Raw genomic sequence first — 17,534 nt, forward strand, 5'->3', positions numbered from 1 at the left:
TTGGTCGTTAGTAAGGGCTTTGCGTAACATAACTTTGTTTCTTTCTACAAACTTACTTGGTTAAGAGTTTTGCTAGCAGTAGCGGGGCGTTTAGTCCGTGTTATTACTTAGTTAATACTGAAGTCTTCAAAAAATTTTAAATTTTCTTTGTTGAATTTTAAATTCCCAGGCAAAACCTGGGAATCCTTATTTTGATAGGCAATGTCACATCTAAGTCGGCAAATTGTTTAGTTGTGGTTATGAGGAAAATTTAACAATGCCAGTATTAACAACTCAAGTTAAAACAGATAAATCCGTTCAGAGAGAGGACTCTGCAACTCAACAGCATGGTAGTAATACTACTGCAAAGGTGACATTGCAATCTGTAAGCAAGACTTATGCTAACGGCACTCACGCCTTATTGAATGCGAACCTTGAGGTAAAAAAGGGAGAATTTCTGTTTATCACTGGGCCAAGTGGTTCTGGTAAATCAACGCTCTTGAAACTGTTGTATGGTCAGGAGTTGCCTACACACGGAGAAGTAATTGTTGATGAGTGTAATATAGCGGGTTTACGGGGCGATCGCTTGTCATTATTCCGGCGACGGATTGGCATTGTGTTTCAAGACTACAAACTGATTAGCCAACGAACAGTAGCAGAAAATGTGACTTTTGTGCTGCAAGCTCAAGGGTATACCCGTAAAGAAATTCAACGACGTTTAGAACCAACTTTAAAGCTGGTAGGTTTGCTGAGTAAAGCTGATTGCTTCCCAGATCAACTATCTGGGGGAGAGCAACAACGGGTGAGTATTGCTCGTGCGATCGTTGGTACACCACCACTACTGTTAGCAGACGAGCCTACTGGGAATCTCGATCCTGATAATTCCTGGCAAGTAATCCAGATTCTCCAGAAGTTAAATTCCTTTGGAGCTACGGTAATTGTTACCACCCATGATGAACAATTGGTACGGCGGTGCAATCATCCGGTAGTGCAAGTTATTAATGGACAGTTGTCTCGAAAATAGTTATTTGTCATTAGTCATTTGCAAAGGACAAAGGACAAATGACAAATAACTAATAAACGTGATGCTTGACTTTTGCTGATATGGGTACAAAAGGTGCTGCTGTTTTAGGGGGTAGCACTTGTAGGCGATGGTCTCCGACCGGCTGGAGGCGATCGCAAGCTTGTAAACTCTTAAAAGCTGCCTCTCGGATTGCAACTTCTTCCTCTCGACTGAGTAAGAGTTGCAAGCATTCGGCAACATCTTGCTGCACTGAAGAATCAACTCGCTGACGACTGATGAATTTAGTTAGTTGACGTAGGGCAATCAACCGTTTCAATGGATCTTTGTCTGTTAAATTGACCAACAACCGATCGAGGAAGTCTTCTTCTCGATTTTCATAGAAGTTGACAATTTGCCAGACTAATAAAATTAAAGTTAACAGGGTTCCCACGCCTTGAATAATAGCACCAGCTGCAATCCAGGAACTGTGAGAGTCAACCCAAATTGCAGCGGCCATATAAGTGCTGACAGTAGCAAGACCACCACTAATGACCGCTAAGACTAATCGACGATTTGAACTGTTTAAGAACTTACGTATCTTAGACCAGTGCAATTGCCAGTCCCACTTCTGCATTGAGTAAACCAATACCATTACCCCAATGCCCATTAAGAGAGCCAATAGCAGCATCCAGTTCCACAACAACATAGCAACGACGATTGTCAGGAACCCAAAAAAGCCTCCAGGCCCAGAGAAACGCTGAAATGTTTGCTGCTTTGTAGCTCCTTTTGTCTTGAACAATGGATGCGACCAGTTCCAGTTGTGGATCTGGTTGATCAATTGCTGCCAAGAAGACGAAGCCTGTGCCACAGTGTTTACCTACTTGATTACGAAATTACCTATTGTATAAGTTTTACTAGGGAATGAAGAAAAGGTGAAGACCCAAACCACAAGATGCCTGCTTTGCATCGACGGATAGTAGACTAGTACAGCACGGCGGAAATAAAGATACCATTTTAGATAGCTCAGAGCAAGGGCATAAAGGCTTTTTAAAGGCAAAAATGAAAATTGTCAATGGTGAATTGACCATCAAAAGCACAGAAGGTAACGCTATAGATGTTATTCACATTTATAGATAATAAGGTATTGGGAGAAATTGCTGAGTCTGAATTAGCAAGATTAGAGCCTGGTAGTGCAGTTTGACCAAGTAGTTGGCGATCGCGATCGTAAGCAGAAAGTACTAGCCGTTGAGAACTAGTGACAAAGGCACTAACCGAGTTAACCGGACGCAAGAAAGTAGCTTCTACAAATCCACTTTTGGGCGCTCCCATTAAAACTGTTAGCCCTGAATAGGTTGGAAATGCTGGATTTGATGGTTGTATTGCTAGAGAATTGTGAAAAATTACTCCCCAGCGTTCATACTGGCGCTCTACTGGTTCAAAACACTTCAATTCTTCTAAGTCTAAAAATATACAAGTAGGTACACTAATTCTGGCGGCATCAATGGCTGACTCAAACTGATCCCTGCAAGCTGAAGCTTTAATTTCATTTTGTATATTAAATTTGTCAAGCGCAAATTCAGCGTCTTCAATCGTTGGTAGTTTATTTGATTGAAGAGTAGCCTGCTTTACCATGACATCCCGCCTTACCATTACTTAGATAATAATCAGATTAGTTATACATCAAAAGCAATTTATCTTACATATAGAAGTAGAATAAATAGCCTATTAAAATAAGCGTTTCAACTGTTTTTAACGCTCAAAATTATTTATTAGTTTTTTGATAGATTACCATAAAAACTTATGCTGGATTCAGACTTTAGTGATAGTCGCTACCATAAAAAACCTTGTAAGACAGTAATTTCAAGGTTAATTTCCTTTTTATTGTGAAAAAAAATCACCAAATCTTTACAAGTAATCCAGTAATTTTACATCTGCTTAATCTGACGGTGGTGAGAAGTCTTAGAGCAATTGATTCGCTGATAATAACAATGAGTGGAAGTTTGAACTAAACACGTAAGCATCCAATGTAACTAAAGGATATGAGTACGCAAAGGCAGGATCAAAATCCTCTCTGCGTGTACCCGCATCACTACTTTCACTTCTGCCAACGAATGACTACAGTCAACAAAAAATACTTATGTTTCAACCACAAGGATTTGACCAACGCTCTATAAATACCTCACTAGGTAGAATGGTGTATTATTCTGCTGATGGAGCGCCTTGGCAGAATAATGTAACTGCTAGAGATGATCGGGAAACTTTAGTGTTCTTGCATGGCTTTGGTGGTGGGTCTTCTGCCTATGAGTGGTCGAAGGTTTATCCGGCTTTTGCCGCCGAATATCGGGTCATTGCACCCGATTTGATCGGTTGGGGTCGGTCTGAGCATCCGGCACGGAATTATAATATTGAGGATTATTTGACCACGATTCGGGAGTTTTTACAGCAGACTTGTAGTGGCCCAGTAACTGCGATCGCTTCTTCTTTGACCGCAGCATTTACAATTCGAGTAGCAGCAGCTCATCCTGATTTCTTCAAGGCTTTAATTCTCACCACCCCCGCCGGACTTTCCGACTTTGGCGAAGACTACTCACGTAGTTTTTTTGCCCAATTAATCAGTGTTCCTATTGTTGACCGTTTAATTTACAGCACAGGGGTAGCCACCAGTGGGGGTATTCGTAGTTTCTTAGAGCAACGGCAATTTGCTAAGTCTAATCGAGTGTACCAAGAAATTGTAGATGCTTATTTGCAATCAGCCCAGCAGCCTAATGCTGAATATGCAGCACTATCCTTTGTCCGTGGCGATTTATGCTTTGATTTATCTCTTTACATTCAAGAATTAACAACTCCCACCGCCATTATTTGGGGGCAAAAGTCAGAATTTACAGGGCCTTCAATTGGTCGCCGCCTTGCCGAAATTAATCCCCAAGCAATCCGATTTTTTCAAGAGTTGGAAGATGTGGGGTTAACACCACAGTTGGAATTGCCAGCAGTCACAATTGGGTTAATTCGCCAATTTTTGCCTTTGCTTAATTAGTGGTTTTTCATTAGTCCTAGCCCTGTCGTATGCAGATTTCGTTTGTGTAGTAGCCTTTGCGTCAGCGTGTCAGAGGCTCTATTCTATAAGGCTGTTGGTCAATTCACGATGGGTTAAAATCACCAGCCCTAAAACCTTGGTGAGAGTGTTGCTTTCCCAGTTTGCAATACATTGCGGGCTAATAGCTAAAGTGTGTTGAAACGCACTGAAATTAATTACATTAATTCGCCAACAGTCTTATTCTATTCGCTCAGTCTTTTACATCAACATGAAGGGTTCATTATAGTATTCAAAATCACGATCCTATTCCACCTGAATTGATAAATTGCTAATTATATAAACAAAATAAGGTATAGCAAATTTATACCAGCAGGTAGATTATCTGATGACTATTCCAGAGTCAATTAAAAAATTTATTACATGGATACAAGGTTTTGACCATCAGATTTTACAAAATGAAGATGATGTCAAAGAAAAGTTTATTTTACCAATGCTTCATTATCTCTGTTATCCAGAGAAATGTCGTCGTGAATACCCTTTAACAACATCTAAACCAGGAAATTATAACATAAATACTGGAATTTTTCAGGTTTATTATCCAACAGATGATATTAATCAACAAAATATAAATAACTCACTTATTGTTATTAAGATAATAGCACCAGATGAAACTAAATTAAATGACATTGTTCAACAAACTAAAATTTATAGAGATCGGTTTAATGCACTGTTTTTTATAATTACTAACGGATATGAAATAAAAGTTTTTAAAGGCTTGCATTACTATCAAGAAGAATCTGTTTTTGATCTAAATATAGATATACTAAAAAATAAATATATTGCCTCAGACTTTTATAAAAAACTAAACTTTGAATTAGTTAAGAATATCAACAAAACAACAAGCAGTTTATTAAATACTAAATATAAATTAATAGAGAGATTTTTAAGACAACATCCAGATTTACAGGATATTTTGGAAAAATGTGATTTTGAGCCTTCCACTAAAAGGGAAGGCTATCGCTTAGTTGTTGTGAAAAAGAAAGTAGCGATCGCATATAATTTACCCAAAGCTTTTGGAGAGGGTAATTGTGAAATAGAGTTCAGCAGCATTATTTTAAGAGGTCTAAAAATTTACTTAAATCATCAAGATATTTTAGGTCAATTAATGACTGGACTGCACACCCAGCCAGAATGGGGATGTCGTCGGTTTTTTAAACAGTTAGATAAAAATGCTTTTGAGGTTTATTTAGGTCAAACAACTCTAATTTTATCAGATATAGAAGCAGCAGACTTATGTTTATGTATTGATGGAGTTTGTCAAGAATATAAAGATTTACTAATTCAATTTGAAAACATTTTAGAAACATGGGATTTTAAATTTGTAAACTTTTCAGGAAATAGAGGTTTTATCCTATTTTCTGTAAGACAAGAATTATGGAATCTAATGCAGCAGTTCGCTAATGAGTTTGATTATATCAAAGGTAAATCAGAATGGCATTTGTTTCATACAAAAGGTATGTCAATTCGAGTGAGTAGAGGAATTCACGATCATACATTTATTTCCCACCAAACTGATATAAATTTATCTTCATTACCTAACAATCATCAAGTTAACGTAATTTATGAACTAAATGATGTTAACTTACAATCTATTGATACAAATGAATGTAACTCATGGCAGCAAGATATTGGGTCTTGGGGAACCTGGACAGCTAAATATACTAAACAGTGGTTATTAAAGAAATATATTCCAAAAGTTATTAACTATTACAGGACTTACGCATTGACAGGAATATGACCATGTGTATTCAAGCCCATCTTTTGTTCAAGATGTTCCAGAATGAAGTCACGAGCCACCTGAAGAGACAAATTTCTCTGGACTTCATACCAGTTTTCAATTAACTCTTCGGTTCGCATTAATTCTAGTTGTGTAAAGGCGCGGATAGCGCTAAAAAAGTGAGTTTTAATTGCCTCAGACTTCCTCACCATGAATAGTTCAATTCCACACACCTGCTTGATAGCTCGATGGTAGCATTCAATCCCCCAATGAATTGAATGTAATTCATTCAACTCTGTCAGAGAAATTAAAAACAGTGCATCCTTGTCAGGTACAAACATAATGTAATATCTATGAGTTTCGTTTTTGAAACTTCTCCGAAATACTTTCACTTGCCCAAACTTCTTCAGATACACTATTAAACCAGTTTCGGGAATTTCTATATTTTGGACTTGGATAAAATTTTTCCCATCAACTGAACATAAACGATTTTTGGCTATACCAGTTAAAAACTCTAATCCCTTGTTTTTAAAGAACTTCAGGTTTTTATTACTGGAATACCAAGCGTCAGTAGTCACAGTATGAGGCTCTAATCCCCACACTAAAACCTCCGTAATCATGTCTCGTAAATAATCATTTTTTGTCTGACCATCCTGTTTGTCATAAATTCGATAATTTACAGGTATAGATTTACCTGATAAATCCGTGTAATACAAGGTAATTAGTTGAATCCCTTTGACTGTACGATGATGCCTTCCTGAATAAACGTAACTAATTAGTTCTGTTAATTTTGGGTCACTATGAGGCTTGTCAATTACTGTATCGTCTGCACTTAATATGCCACCTACTAAGTTGATATCGAGCTTAACTTCATCAAATAAGTCTTTTGGTTCATACTGCTCACGCAGCAAAAATCTATTGACACTATCATGAGACAAATCTTCCATGATTTCTGCCAAACGTGTGCAGCCTGCGTACTTTGATTCTGCTAATAAAAACAGAGTATAAGTGTTGAGATCACACTTGGCGGTCGATGGCTTCGTAGTTGCTCTGATAGTCTTCACCCTTAATACAGACAACCTCAGTATTATCTGTCTTTCAATGCCTTTGGTGGCTAGCGATCGCCTATTTCTTCCTGATTTATTTCATACATTCTTTGCCTATTTTGTCAATGCGTAAGTCCTGTATTACTCACAAAAGTCTCAAATATCTGAAGCTGAATTTCTAGCAAAAATAACAAATTATACAAATGGTCGTGTGCTGATTCAAGAAATTGATAATATCCGAGATTTAGCACCTTATCTTCACGACATCCAATCTTGGCTAAATATATATGTAGAAAATATTGCTTCCTCTCTGTTGAAACCATATTACCAAGCCTATACAAATTTGGTACGTAACACTGATTCTTCTATAACAGGCATAGACTATATTATAGGAAATTTGCGTAGGATCGAGTGGAAAAATACGCAAGAAGAAATTTATAACGATCGCACAGACTGGAAAAACTTGACTTTTAAATATGCTATTGATTGCTTAGATAAGCAAGTAGCAAGAATAAATAATTGTGAATACGAGAATAGTTTAAAGGCAGATTTAATAACTCGGATATTTATTTGGATTATAGAAAATGGAAAAATATCTTTTTCTCAAGCTCAATTAAATGCTGCTAAACAGGCTTTGCTACCACTTTGGGAACAAAGTCGCTTTGAAATGCGTTATGTTTATTCTAATCGATAAGGCTACATAATTTGCTGTAAATTCAACACAAATCCGGGTAGGATATTTTCTCCTGATAAACTAGCAGGATTGTCTAATATCTCTACATCTTTACCTGGACGATAAATTTCTACTCGCTTGTTTTTCCGGTCAATTAACCAGCCTAATTGAGAGCCATTTTCTATATATTCTTGCATTTTCTCCTGTAAGTCTTTCAACGAATCAGTACGAGAACGCAACTCTACTACAAAATCAGGACAAATTGGGGCAAATTTTTCTTGTTGTTCTAGGGTTAAAGTATTCCACCGCTCAATTTTTACCCAAGAAAGATCAGGAGAACGTTCTGAACCATTAGGTAAGGTGAAACCAGTTGAAGAGTCAAAACCTTTGCCTAATTTAGTCTGTTTATTCCAGATTCCTAATTCAACAACCATATCAAAATTACGGTTGCCAGTATCACTACCTGTAGGTGGCATAATTAATAATTCCCCTGATGCTGTACGCTCAAATCGATAATCGCGGTTTCTCTGACACATCTCGAAAAATTGATCGTCAGTTAAGTCGATTTTCAACTTGACTGTAGAAGGTAAAGTGGTTGTAACAGCATTCATAAGCTATCCTGAGCATCTTACTTTCTAGTTTAGTGCTGTGTGGGGTTGTGTGGGGTGCGATCGCATCAACATAAATCGGCTTAGTATATATGCAAAAATTGCTAGTATAAATTTTTACTAATTCAGGCTATTCAGGAGCGATCGCTAAACTTTATCTTCAGGATTCAGCTTCAAAAATATTAAACTGAGCGAGTTTTGATTCCAGCTTTTCTAAGTCTTCATTCTCAACAATCAAACTTTCTAGCAATGCTCGTTCTGTTGCAGGGGTTGTCATTACTAATGAATTTTTCCTGGGACGACAGTTGTATTGTTCCCATAAATTCAGCAATAATTACTCTTGTAGGAGAAAATAAGACAGAAACAAGGATTTTCGCAAGAGCAGAATTTTAAATTTTTAATTAGACGACAGCAACACTTAACCCGCTTCAATTAAGCTTCGTTCAGGTAGCGTGACTCCGTTAAATAAGCAGTGGTGTAGATTGACCCCAGTCAGGTCTACTTCAGTTAAATCAATGTCAATTAAATCCGTTTTACACAAAATAGCTTTGGTGAGACTGGCATGACTCAGGTCTGTGTTGCTCAACTTTGTGCCAGTCAGGTTTGCACCACTGAGATTTGCTCCAGCCAAGTTGACACCACTGAGGTTAGCATAGCGCAAGTCTGCTCCAGCCAAGTTTGCATTACTGAGGTCAGCATCATGCAAGTCTGCTAAACGCAGGTCTGCTTTTATAAGGGAAGCCTTATGCAAGTCCACCTTCCTAAGAGTTGCCCGAATCAGATTAGCAGTCTTGAGGTTTGCTAAAATCAGATTTGAGCCACTTAGATCGGTTCTCCATAAGGTCGCCGCAGTCAAATTTGCTTCAATTAAGTTTGCTCCGCGTAGGTTAGTCTGTGATAAAGTCGCGTTAGCCAAGTTAGATCGATTCAAGTTGATTCCAGCTAAACACACCTCGCTGAGGTTAACTAAGTGCAGGCTTACTTGAGTGAAATTTCTCTCTCCTGCACAATAGCGTTTGAGAAGTTCATTAGCATCCATACAGCTTGCCTTCCAAATTTCCATTTTTCACCTGAAAATTACAGTATCAAATCAATAATTTCTGAAAATACTTCTTATTAAGAGACTTTTAAAACTTCGCACCAAGATTAAAATTATTTAACAATCTTTTACAATATTGCCGATGAGAATGGTTGCTTTCAAAAAGTATTAGAGGAAGCCGTTATCCTGATAAGTTTCTTTTGCTTAAACGTGGTGAGGTGCTTGCTCTTTCACTCATCCACGCTTAAGCAATGACTAATCTAGCTTTTACTTACGTACTAGGTTCAGTAATTCTTTAGGAGAAGCAAGCAAGTCAATCGCTACGAAGAAAATTTTGCCTTGAGGATCGAGCAAAAACCGCCATGCAATATTCATTCCCACACTTGCACCGAACCAAGGGGTTTGGACTTTGCCGGTGACTTTAACTTGGGTATAGCCATCTTCTACTGGCTCGGATATACCACGCTCTGGTATCATTTTTAATCCCTGGCATTCTTCACGCATATAAGCGCGGATTGCATCTTGACCAATAATCGGTCTTTCAAAGGGAGGTTGCAAACCACCTTCAGAGGTAAACAGAGCAACAGCAGCATCAAAGTCATTGGCATTCATGTTGTTGATATAGCCAAGCACTGTAGGGTTGTTGATACCCTCAATGGTGACTTTAGTTCGAAATGCTGGTGCTGTGGGTGGAGCAACAGGTTCTGAGACTTTTTTGTAACTACCGGGAGCGTTCGGGTCAAATCCCATGCTCACTACGGTATTGCGGAGAATTGTGATTTGTTGACCTGAATCAGCATTTCTGATTGCTTCTAACACATCAGCAGCCTTGGGAGAAAGCTTGTAGCCTTCTGGAATAGGAGCAACGATTCCCTGAGCCATCCATTCTCCTAACTGATACCAAAAGCCCAACTTGATGTTTACAGTGAAAGATGCATAAGAACGGCAGAGGGGAGTGTCAGCACGATTAGCTAAATCATACATGACTCGTGTTTGAGCCTCGAAAGGCATCTGCTTAATTTGTTCAAGTAAGCCTTGTGCGAGTACCATGTTAGCTGCTCCAGGAGCGGCAACCGTAATACTTCTACCCATCTCGGTATAAGCAAACCAGAGTAATGCTAGTTGATCTTCAGCATTGAGTTGAGAGAATGATTCGACAACAGTTGGAACAACGTCAGCAACTAGCGTGCCGGGAAAAATACTTTGAGCCGACTTGATGGTAAAAGACATAGCAGATGTTCCCTAAAAAAATTACAGTTCTATCGGATGTGAAAATTAAATGTGCAAAGACAGAGGGGAAATGCGTTTAGCTGTTGATAAAGGTACTCAGCATTCTTTGTATAGGTGTAGCCCATCGTGGACATCGCTTTACCAAAGATATTGCGAGTTGAGTAACTACATAGTTATTTAAAAAACTATGGTTAGTAGTGATTTAACGCATTTATCTTGCTTTTGTATCTTTATGTAAAGAAACATAACAATTCCGTTACAAATAAGCAATACTTTCTCAGCTATAAAATGATAATTTTTGTTTATGTAAATGATAAGTTTTACTGAAGTTACATTAAAGGCAATTAATGCTTTTGTGTGTATTCATTCACAAGAGCATAGGCGTAGCCCGTCGTACACATCACACGTCTCTAGATTTATCAAAGTTACGCAAACAATCTTTTACCAAACCTATTGTGCTGTCGTACACATCTTTTATCTTTTGGCATGAATCCAAAAGACCCCAATACTGCTCGGTTAACCATTTTTAACTCGGCATTGGGTTTGGGGAAAAGGTTAAAGGGTAAAGGTTAAAGGTTTTTTCTTTCCCCTTTCCCCTTAACCGACAAGTATTGCAAAAGACCCGACCTGCTTAGTGCGGTTCTTACTACCTTTTTTATTGTGTCAAGTACTTGCAAAAAATATTTACAATAAGTTACATTCATTTACAGAAGACAACAATAAAAAGTAAAAGATGACAAATAAAGGCTTTACTATTAACGAACGCGGTCAACTCAACAGATTTGCGATTGAACCCAAAATTTATGTTGATGAAACCCCACGGACAGGCTTCACCGAATATGCCGAAAAACTCAATGGTCGTTTGGCAATGATTGGTTTTATCTCACTCATCGCGTTGGAAGTTTTCACCGGATACGGTTTAATTGGATGGCTAACTAGTTTTTAGAGAACAACACTTCAGATTTACGAATTTTCTCCAGTTGACAAATAAAACAATTTAAAGGCAAACTTATGAAAACTGATTTTGATTACCCCAGAAAAGATTTGATTGGAACAGTCGTTTTTAGACCTGATTTCAACAACTTTGAGACCATCAATGCAAATCAAGCGTGGTCATTGTTTTTTACTGGCGGTCAAGATGATAAGGGACTGGGACAAGAAATTGAATTCGGCAGATTTTTCACTAATCTCTTAATCGCTATTGGAGTAACTGGAATGATTTGGGCGATTTATTTCACTCAATTAGGATGAACAAATTTGTTCATTTTTTTGGTAACTTCAATGGAGGTCTTGGATTGGGATACCAAGACTTATTTTTGCTTTTCAATAAGTCTAAAAAAGTCTCTTTAGCTTTGGGAAAATTTCGATGTTGATTGGATTTATAAAGCTTCCTAATTTGTCACGGTATTGTGGATACATGGGCTTAGAAGTAGCAGAAATGGTTTCCAAACATCTTGCAGTTCAAAGCAAAACCTATGTAATTCAAAATAGAAGAATATTGATCAATCAACTGTTAAAGTCTGGTCTAGATTCTCATACAGCAAATCGAACTGTTACTGTGCTTATATCAAGTCCGGTTTTACAACTAACCAATAAAAATCAGTTGGCCATTAATTGCAAGCGATAGTAACTATAAAACCATTACTTGACATCCTCACCGCCGTGTTCGCCCTTGGCGTTCCCGTTCGCGCAGCGTCTCCGTCAGGAGAAGGGTACGCACTCTTAAGAAGGAGTAATGAGTAATAAGTAATAAGTAATGAGTAAATACCCATTTTTCAGCCACTCATTACTCCTTACTCATTACTTTACAGCCGTGCTGGAAACACGGGGTTTTAAACCCATTTTTCTGATAACGAATATAATTTTTATTTGAATTCGTATTGTAGTACATTCGTATTACAGTACGAGTTCTATTGCATTTCTTTCAGATGACTAAATAAGAATTTTAGTTACAGCGTATTTCAGGTAAATGAAGTACACGGGTAGGGGCAATTCATGAATTGCCCCTATGATTGTCTGTACCTCACCAAGTTGCAATCTGCTGTATTCTTGAACACTTGAGCGGACTTGAATTATGAGCCGCAGAACTTTAATTACCTGTTAAAGCTAGACAAAGTTCCGTCACTACTAGTCTCTAGTTCAACGCAAACAACGAATTGCTTCTAATAAACCTCTAGCTTTATTCAACGTCTCTTCGTATTCTTTTTCTGGCTCAGAATCAGCTACTAAACCTGCGCCAGCTTGTACGCTAACCGTTTTGTCATGTACTACCATTGTGCGAATTGCGATCGCAGTATTTAATTGTCCTTCAAAATCGTAATATCCATATACACCCGAATAAACACCCCTACGACTAGACTCTAACTCGTGGATAATTTCCATTGCGCGAATCTTGGGTGCGCCGCTTACCGTACCTGCTGGGAAGGAAGCTTTCAATAAATCCCATGCTGTTTTATCGGGTGCTAATTTACCCACAACATTGCTGACAATGTGCATTACATGGGAGTAGCGCTCAACTACCATTAATTCATCAACTTTGACGCTACCATTTTGACAAACACGCCCCAAATCATTCCGCCCTAAATCTACAAGCATCACGTGTTCGGCAACTTCCTTGGGATCTTCGAGTAAATCTTGAGCGAATGCTGCATCTTGTTGGGTAGTTTTACCGCGTGGACGTGTCCCCGCAATGGGGCGTACCGTTGCTATAACTCCCCCATCTGGAGCAGTTTCGGCTTTCACCATCACTTCAGGACTGGAACCGATGATTTGCCAATCTTGGAAGTTAAAGTAAGCCATGTAAGGCGAAGGATTTATCTGACGTAGGGAGCGGTAAAGGGCAAAGGGGTCGCCTGTGTATGGTGTTGATAGTCGCTGAGAAATTACTACTTGAAAGATATCGCCTGCTTTGATGTAGTCTTTGGCTTTTTGGACGCTAGCGCAAAAATCAGGACGGGTGAAATTACTGTTGTATTCATCTGTTTCGCCGCTCTGCTCTTCTGCTTTCCTACTTCCTGGTGGTTTCCATTCCAACCGAGTTTTTTCTGGGGATAGGGGGAGAGATAGCTTTTCGAGCATTTGGGTGACGCGATCGCACGCTTGTTGATAGGCTGCGTGTAAATCTACATTGGGGTCACGTAAATCAGCATAAGCGATCGCCCAAATTTTTCGCTTCACCTGGTCAAAAATCAACAGCTGGTCTACCTGCATCCACAAGCCATCAGGAATATTTCGCTCATCTGGCGGATAGATTGGCACGCGCGGCTCAATCCAGTTAATCAATTCATAGCCCCAAAACCCAAATAAACCGCCAATCCCTGGCGGTAGCTGTGGTAACTTGACTGGGTGATAAGGTGCTAAACATTCGGCTAAAGTTGCAAAAGGGTCGCCTGCAAAAACGACCTGCGAACCATCGCGGTTTAATTGGGTGGTGCGATCGCCCCTTGCTTCCAAAACCCAAAGCGGATCGCAGCCCACTAAACTATAGCGTCCTAGTTTTTCCCCACCTTCTATCGATTCCAACAAAAAGCTATAGGGCTGACCTGCACAGACTTTATACCAAGCAGATACGGGCGTATCTAAGTCCGCTACCCATTCTTGATATACCGGAACAAAGTTGCCTTGTAAAGCTAGCTGAGAAAATTCAGAGAAATCGGGGAATACCATAAATAGCTAAGAGGTTGGGCATGGGGGAGCATTGGGCATTGGGCATGGGGCATTGAAAAGACGCAGGGGGGCAGGGTGCAGGGGGTAAAGGAAAAAACTCTTCTCCGTTGCTCCCTGCTCCCTGCTTCATGCATCTTCCCCAGTCCCTAGTCCCTATGCGTCGTAGGTAGCTTTACCACTGAATTTGAGTTGTGATGGATTGGGGTTTTGCCCAATGCTGCGTGGGACATAACGCACTTTTTCACGACCTTCATTCACTTTTTCGGGGAAGACACCATCAGCTGGGTGCAGTAAAGTAGTTTCTCCGTTGGGTAAAATCCGGTAAACTTTGTAGTCTGTGATTTTGAGTTTACGAAGTTGCTGACCGCCCAAAGCGATGCCATATTCTTTCCGAGCTATATACAGCAGGTTTTCGCCTTTCCGCATAGTAGCAGCACCACCTGTAGGCAGTTCAAATACTTGCTCCTTCGGGCTAGTCCAAGTGATAGCGTACTTTTCTTCCACTTCTGCTTTCTTTAGCAAGCCACCAGTGCTGCCAGCAAATAGTGGGGTTTGTCCAGAGAGTGTTTCTGCCATAAAGATGATTCTCTCAACGTTTTTAGGGAATCCTAACACCGCAACAAGGATCATATTGCGATCGCGTTATAGACTGTAACAGTTTTTAGTCATTTGTCCTTTGTTCTTTGTCATTTGTTAAAAACCAATGCCCCATACTTCTCTACCCCGGATTTCTCACGCATAGTGTAGGCAGAGGGAAAAGAGGAGTGTGGGGAGTGTGGGGAGTGTGGGGGGTAAGACTTCTTCCCCATCCTCCCACACTTCCCACACCTCCCACACCTCCCACACTTCCCACACCTCCCACACCTCCCACACCTCCCACACCTCCCACACCTCCCACACTTCCCACACCTCCCACACCTCCCACACCTCCCACACCCCTTGGATTTCTCACTTGTGAGAAATCCAAGTCTACGAGAGGCTCCGCCCTAAGCGTAGCTATGCCGCAGGCTTTACGGATTCTCTACGAGACGCTACACGTTAGCGAAGCTTTCGCTTTAGCGATACACTCAGTACAAGTGCCCAATGACTAATGACTAATGACAAAGGACTAATACCTATTTACTCTTGACTTTTGCCCGCTTTTCCTCGTGGCTATTCTGAACAATGGGGATGGTGAAGTGAAACTGGCTACCCTGGTCTTTGCCAGTTGACTCTGCCCAAATTTCTCCGCCCCAGCCATTCACAATTTGACGACAAATTGCTAAACCAAGTCCTGTTCCGCCAGTGGTACGGCGTAGCGCTCCCTCTTCTTGATAGAAGCGGTCAAAAACTACTTCTAAGCGATTTGGTTCAATGCCGCGTCCAGTGTCAGCCACAGTCACCTCGACCATTTGATGGCTGTTGGAAATCGCTTTAATGGTGATTTCTCCTTGGGGTGGCGTAAATTTACAAGCGTTGTCCATGAGTTTTGCCAGTACCTCTACTAGCCAATCACCATCAGCCCTTACTAGAGGTAGATTTTCGGCAATTTGAGTTTTGACTTGGGGCGGCTTTTCCGTTGAAGAACGCGTGCGATTGCGGCTGAGTGCTAAATCCACACACTCTTGTAAAGTCAGGGATTCTGGATGCCATTGCACTCGCCCGCTTTCCAAGTTGGAAAGTGTGAGGAAATCTTGTACCAATTTTCGCATCCGTTCTGAGTCGGAAAGAGCCGTGTTGAGCATAATTTGCTGCAACTCCAAGGGCATATCCGGCTCACTAGCAAGACTTTCTAGACACACTTGAATGGTGGATAGGGGAGTACGCAGTTCGTGTCCAGTGATGGCTATAAGATTGCTGCGGGTGCGGTCTAGGGCTTCTAGCTGCTGGTTAAGTTCTTCTAGGTTGGCATAGGCTTCCGCTTGAATTAGGGCTGCTCCGACTTGGGTGGCGATCGCTTCTACCAAATCCAACTCCCCAGGTTGGCACTCGTGCGGTGGCATTCCACAGTAATGCAACTCTACGATGCCCAACAACCGCCCCTGATAAAATACTGGTTCCATCAGCCAAGAACGAATGGCAAACTTTTTGGCAATTAAGGAAAGCCCTGGCGAATTGTTAACACGAGGGTCATTCAGCGTATCGCTAATACAAACACCTTCGCCTTGTTGCACGATGTCCTGAAATAGGGAATTTTTCTCTAATTCCCAAGTTTGCCCACGAACGGATAAGATACCGGGATTCAAAAACTCGTGTTCAATTATGGCTTGGTTATCTGTAGCTTGAGCGCGGTAAATTAGACAGCGACAAGCTTCTAGGTGTTGCCCTAATTCTTGTGCTGCCACCTGGAGAACTTCATGAGGGTCGAGCGATCGCCGAATAGCTGTGCTAATTGAGTTGACTAATCGTTCTTTTCGTGCTTGGGCAGCAATGGAACGGTAGGCTTTGTGCAATTTGTACTGACTAGCTTGCAAGTAAGTTACTAAGCGTTGCACAAAGGGATCTGTATCGATGTCACAAGCATATTCGTTGATCTGTTCTGCTCCAGAGTGGCTTCGCGGCTCTCCTATGCTAAACCTCTGACGTGCCTCGTTTATTTTACTTGCCAGTTCTGGTCTGTAAACTAAAATCCTGTCTAAAAGCAATTCAGCTGCTTTGAGGCTAACTCCCCTTTCCGATGTCCAAACTCCTTCAAATCTTCGCGCTGTGTCTATATCCAGATTAGGGCTTAGTTCTGGTAGTTGCTTATTTTTGGCAATAGAACCAAGACTTTCCCGGCAAACCAGACAAGTTGCATAATTGTCAGCAATCACTACCAAATGCCACTCTTGACTTAAACCATCCGTTGGCTCAAAAGCGATCTTTTCGTAGTGTTCCGAACTATTGGCGAAATCCGTTTCTGGAGCAGCTAATACGTATATTTGGTTACTCCGCAAGGCAAGTCGCAGGTAGCGATGAGCTTCTTGGCGGTAGAATCGCTCTCGCTGGAAACTAGCAATTACAAGGGGTTGTGCTAAAGTCGCAGCCAAAACTTGATCTTCCATCGCATGGGAGAGCGCTGTTAGTGAAGCCTTAAAATATAGCTGGGGCCGCAAGTATGGTAGGAACTTTAGCAGATCACTCAGCACAGAAGTCGAAATGCTCATGAATTATTGTTAAACGCTCAACCTCGACAAGATCCACGTCACAGCTGCATTGTACAAATTCCAAGGCACTCTCAAGTTAAATAGAGAGTTGCAATATGTAAAGAACGCTAAAATGCACTTTTCGCCAAAGCAGGCGCAACATTTTGTTACCAAATTGTATTTATTGATTGACAACCTACTACGCCCAATATACATTCTTGACTAACTTTGAAATATGCTTGCACAGCTAAAATCTTTCATTACTAAGTACCAGCCACATAATTTTTGTATTGTTTTAACCGTTAAATTCACTAATCTTTACTCAGCATTGATTGATAGTCCACGCCTTGGCGTAGCCCGTCATAATATTTACAC

Annotated in this window: 17 protein-coding genes; 7 read left to right on the forward strand and 10 right to left on the reverse strand. The window is 40.4% G+C overall.

Annotation, left to right across the window (positions count from 1 at the left end):
* Positions 1–256 precede the first annotated feature (256 nt).
* Positions 257–1,003: a cell division ATP-binding protein FtsE gene (ftsE, locus tag GJB62_RS10895; RefSeq protein ID WP_114083501.1), complete on the forward strand. Its 747-nt coding sequence runs from the start codon at positions 257–259 to the stop codon at positions 1,001–1,003.
* 49 nt (positions 1,004–1,052) lie between these two features.
* Here ftsE and GJB62_RS10900 read toward each other — a convergent pair whose 3' ends face one another.
* Both GJB62_RS10900 and GJB62_RS10905 read right to left on the reverse strand, forming a co-directional pair.
* Complete coding sequence (locus GJB62_RS10900; RefSeq protein ID WP_114083500.1) at positions 1,053–1,850, reverse strand: armadillo-type fold-containing protein; 798 nt, start codon at positions 1,848–1,850, stop codon at positions 1,053–1,055.
* A gap of 179 nt (positions 1,851–2,029) precedes the next feature.
* Positions 2,030–2,614, reverse strand: a complete 585-nt coding sequence (locus tag GJB62_RS10905) for a hypothetical protein (RefSeq protein WP_114083499.1) — start codon at positions 2,612–2,614, stop codon at positions 2,030–2,032.
* Positions 2,615–3,119: 505 nt separating this feature from the next.
* Here GJB62_RS10905 and GJB62_RS10910 point away from each other — a divergent pair.
* Positions 3,120–4,016, forward strand: coding sequence for an alpha/beta hydrolase (locus tag GJB62_RS10910; protein ID WP_114083498.1), 897 nt, complete (start codon positions 3,120–3,122; stop codon positions 4,014–4,016).
* A gap of 385 nt (positions 4,017–4,401) precedes the next feature.
* On the forward strand, positions 4,402–5,814 hold the full coding sequence (locus tag GJB62_RS10915) for a type I restriction enzyme HsdR N-terminal domain-containing protein (RefSeq protein ID WP_114083497.1): 1,413 nt from the start codon (positions 4,402–4,404) through the stop codon (positions 5,812–5,814).
* Here GJB62_RS10915 and GJB62_RS10920 read toward each other — a convergent pair.
* On the reverse strand, positions 5,793–6,848 hold the full coding sequence (locus GJB62_RS10920) for a transposase (RefSeq protein WP_159402617.1): 1,056 nt from the start codon (positions 6,846–6,848) through the stop codon (positions 5,793–5,795). The two genes, GJB62_RS10915 and GJB62_RS10920, sit on opposite strands and share 22 nt — an antisense overlap.
* Here GJB62_RS10920 and GJB62_RS36645 point away from each other — a divergent pair.
* Together GJB62_RS36645 and GJB62_RS10925 are read left to right on the forward strand one after the other, a co-directional pair.
* Positions 6,802–6,972: a hypothetical protein gene (locus tag GJB62_RS36645; RefSeq protein WP_159402655.1), complete on the forward strand. Its 171-nt coding sequence runs from the start codon at positions 6,802–6,804 to the stop codon at positions 6,970–6,972. The two genes, GJB62_RS10920 and GJB62_RS36645, sit on opposite strands and share 47 nt — an antisense overlap.
* Before the next feature lie 78 nt (positions 6,973–7,050).
* Entirely contained in the window at positions 7,051–7,533 is a 483-nt protein-coding gene (locus tag GJB62_RS10925) for a hypothetical protein (RefSeq protein WP_114081520.1), read from the forward strand.
* Positions 7,534–7,535: 2 nt separating this feature from the next.
* Here GJB62_RS10925 and GJB62_RS10930 read toward each other — a convergent pair whose 3' ends face one another.
* The 3 genes from GJB62_RS10930 to GJB62_RS10940 all read right to left on the reverse strand — a co-directional run bounded on the left by GJB62_RS10930 (position 7,536) and on the right by GJB62_RS10940 (position 10,389).
* Positions 7,536–8,123 (reverse strand): Uma2 family endonuclease, encoded by a 588-nt coding sequence (locus tag GJB62_RS10930; RefSeq protein WP_114081521.1) that lies wholly within the window; start codon positions 8,121–8,123, stop codon positions 7,536–7,538.
* 415 nt (positions 8,124–8,538) lie between these two features.
* Positions 8,539–9,159, reverse strand: coding sequence for a pentapeptide repeat-containing protein (locus tag GJB62_RS10935; protein WP_114081522.1), 621 nt, complete (start codon positions 9,157–9,159; stop codon positions 8,539–8,541).
* Positions 9,160–9,426: 267 nt separating this feature from the next.
* Entirely contained in the window at positions 9,427–10,389 is a 963-nt protein-coding gene (locus GJB62_RS10940; protein WP_114081523.1) for an orange carotenoid protein N-terminal domain-containing protein, read from the reverse strand.
* Positions 10,390–11,122: 733 nt separating this feature from the next.
* Between GJB62_RS10940 and GJB62_RS10945 the strand changes: the two genes are divergently transcribed.
* Complete coding sequence (locus GJB62_RS10945; protein ID WP_114081524.1) at positions 11,123–11,335, forward strand: high light inducible protein; 213 nt, start codon at positions 11,123–11,125, stop codon at positions 11,333–11,335.
* Positions 11,336–11,400: 65 nt separating this feature from the next.
* A complete protein-coding gene (locus GJB62_RS10950; protein WP_114081525.1) occupies positions 11,401–11,640 on the forward strand; it encodes a hypothetical protein in 240 nt (79 codons plus the stop codon).
* 888 nt (positions 11,641–12,528) lie between these two features.
* On the opposite strand, the gene trpE is transcribed toward GJB62_RS10950, so the two are convergent.
* The 4 genes from trpE to GJB62_RS10970 all read right to left on the reverse strand — a co-directional run bounded on the left by trpE (position 12,529) and on the right by GJB62_RS10970 (position 17,180).
* Positions 12,529–14,055, reverse strand: coding sequence for an anthranilate synthase component I (trpE, locus tag GJB62_RS10955; protein ID WP_114081527.1), 1,527 nt, complete (start codon positions 14,053–14,055; stop codon positions 12,529–12,531).
* 153 nt (positions 14,056–14,208) lie between these two features.
* Positions 14,209–14,631, reverse strand: a complete 423-nt coding sequence (locus GJB62_RS10960) for a photosystem I reaction center subunit II PsaD (RefSeq protein ID WP_114081529.1) — start codon at positions 14,629–14,631, stop codon at positions 14,209–14,211.
* Positions 14,632–14,773: 142 nt separating this feature from the next.
* Positions 14,774–15,007 carry a hypothetical protein gene (locus GJB62_RS36650; protein WP_167755963.1) on the reverse strand — a complete coding sequence of 78 codons (234 nt, stop codon included), beginning with the start codon at positions 15,005–15,007 and terminating at the stop codon, positions 14,774–14,776.
* 163 nt (positions 15,008–15,170) lie between these two features.
* Positions 15,171–17,180, reverse strand: a complete 2,010-nt coding sequence (locus GJB62_RS10970; RefSeq protein ID WP_114081531.1) for a DICT sensory domain-containing protein — start codon at positions 17,178–17,180, stop codon at positions 15,171–15,173.
* Positions 17,181–17,534 lie beyond the last annotated feature (354 nt).

Origin of the sequence: Nostoc sp. ATCC 53789, from assembly GCF_009873495.1 — a bacterium.
Classification (GTDB): Bacteria; Cyanobacteriota; Cyanobacteriia; order Cyanobacteriales; family Nostocaceae; genus Nostoc; species Nostoc muscorum_A.

Bases quoted from the DNA above. Each gene is read 5' to 3' on its own strand.
- ftsE (WP_114083501.1), top strand. From the start codon at position 257: ATGCCAGTATTAACAACTCAAGTTAAAACAGATAAATCCGTTCAGAGA.
- GJB62_RS10905 (WP_114083499.1), bottom strand. From the start codon at position 2,614: ATGGTAAAGCAGGCTACTCTTCAATCAAATAAACTACCAACGATTGAA.
- GJB62_RS10910 (WP_114083498.1), top strand. From the start codon at position 3,120: ATGTTTCAACCACAAGGATTTGACCAACGCTCTATAAATACCTCACTA.
- GJB62_RS10915 (WP_114083497.1), top strand. From the start codon at position 4,402: ATGACTATTCCAGAGTCAATTAAAAAATTTATTACATGGATACAAGGT.
- GJB62_RS10930 (WP_114081521.1), bottom strand. From the start codon at position 8,123: ATGAATGCTGTTACAACCACTTTACCTTCTACAGTCAAGTTGAAAATC.
- GJB62_RS10935 (WP_114081522.1), bottom strand. From the start codon at position 9,159: ATGGATGCTAATGAACTTCTCAAACGCTATTGTGCAGGAGAGAGAAAT.
- GJB62_RS10940 (WP_114081523.1), bottom strand. From the start codon at position 10,389: ATGTCTTTTACCATCAAGTCGGCTCAAAGTATTTTTCCCGGCACGCTA.
- GJB62_RS10945 (WP_114081524.1), top strand. From the start codon at position 11,123: ATGACAAATAAAGGCTTTACTATTAACGAACGCGGTCAACTCAACAGA.
- GJB62_RS10950 (WP_114081525.1), top strand. From the start codon at position 11,401: ATGAAAACTGATTTTGATTACCCCAGAAAAGATTTGATTGGAACAGTC.
- trpE (WP_114081527.1), bottom strand. From the start codon at position 14,055: ATGGTATTCCCCGATTTCTCTGAATTTTCTCAGCTAGCTTTACAAGGC.
- GJB62_RS10960 (WP_114081529.1), bottom strand. From the start codon at position 14,631: ATGGCAGAAACACTCTCTGGACAAACCCCACTATTTGCTGGCAGCACT.
- GJB62_RS10970 (WP_114081531.1), bottom strand. From the start codon at position 17,180: ATGAGCATTTCGACTTCTGTGCTGAGTGATCTGCTAAAGTTCCTACCA.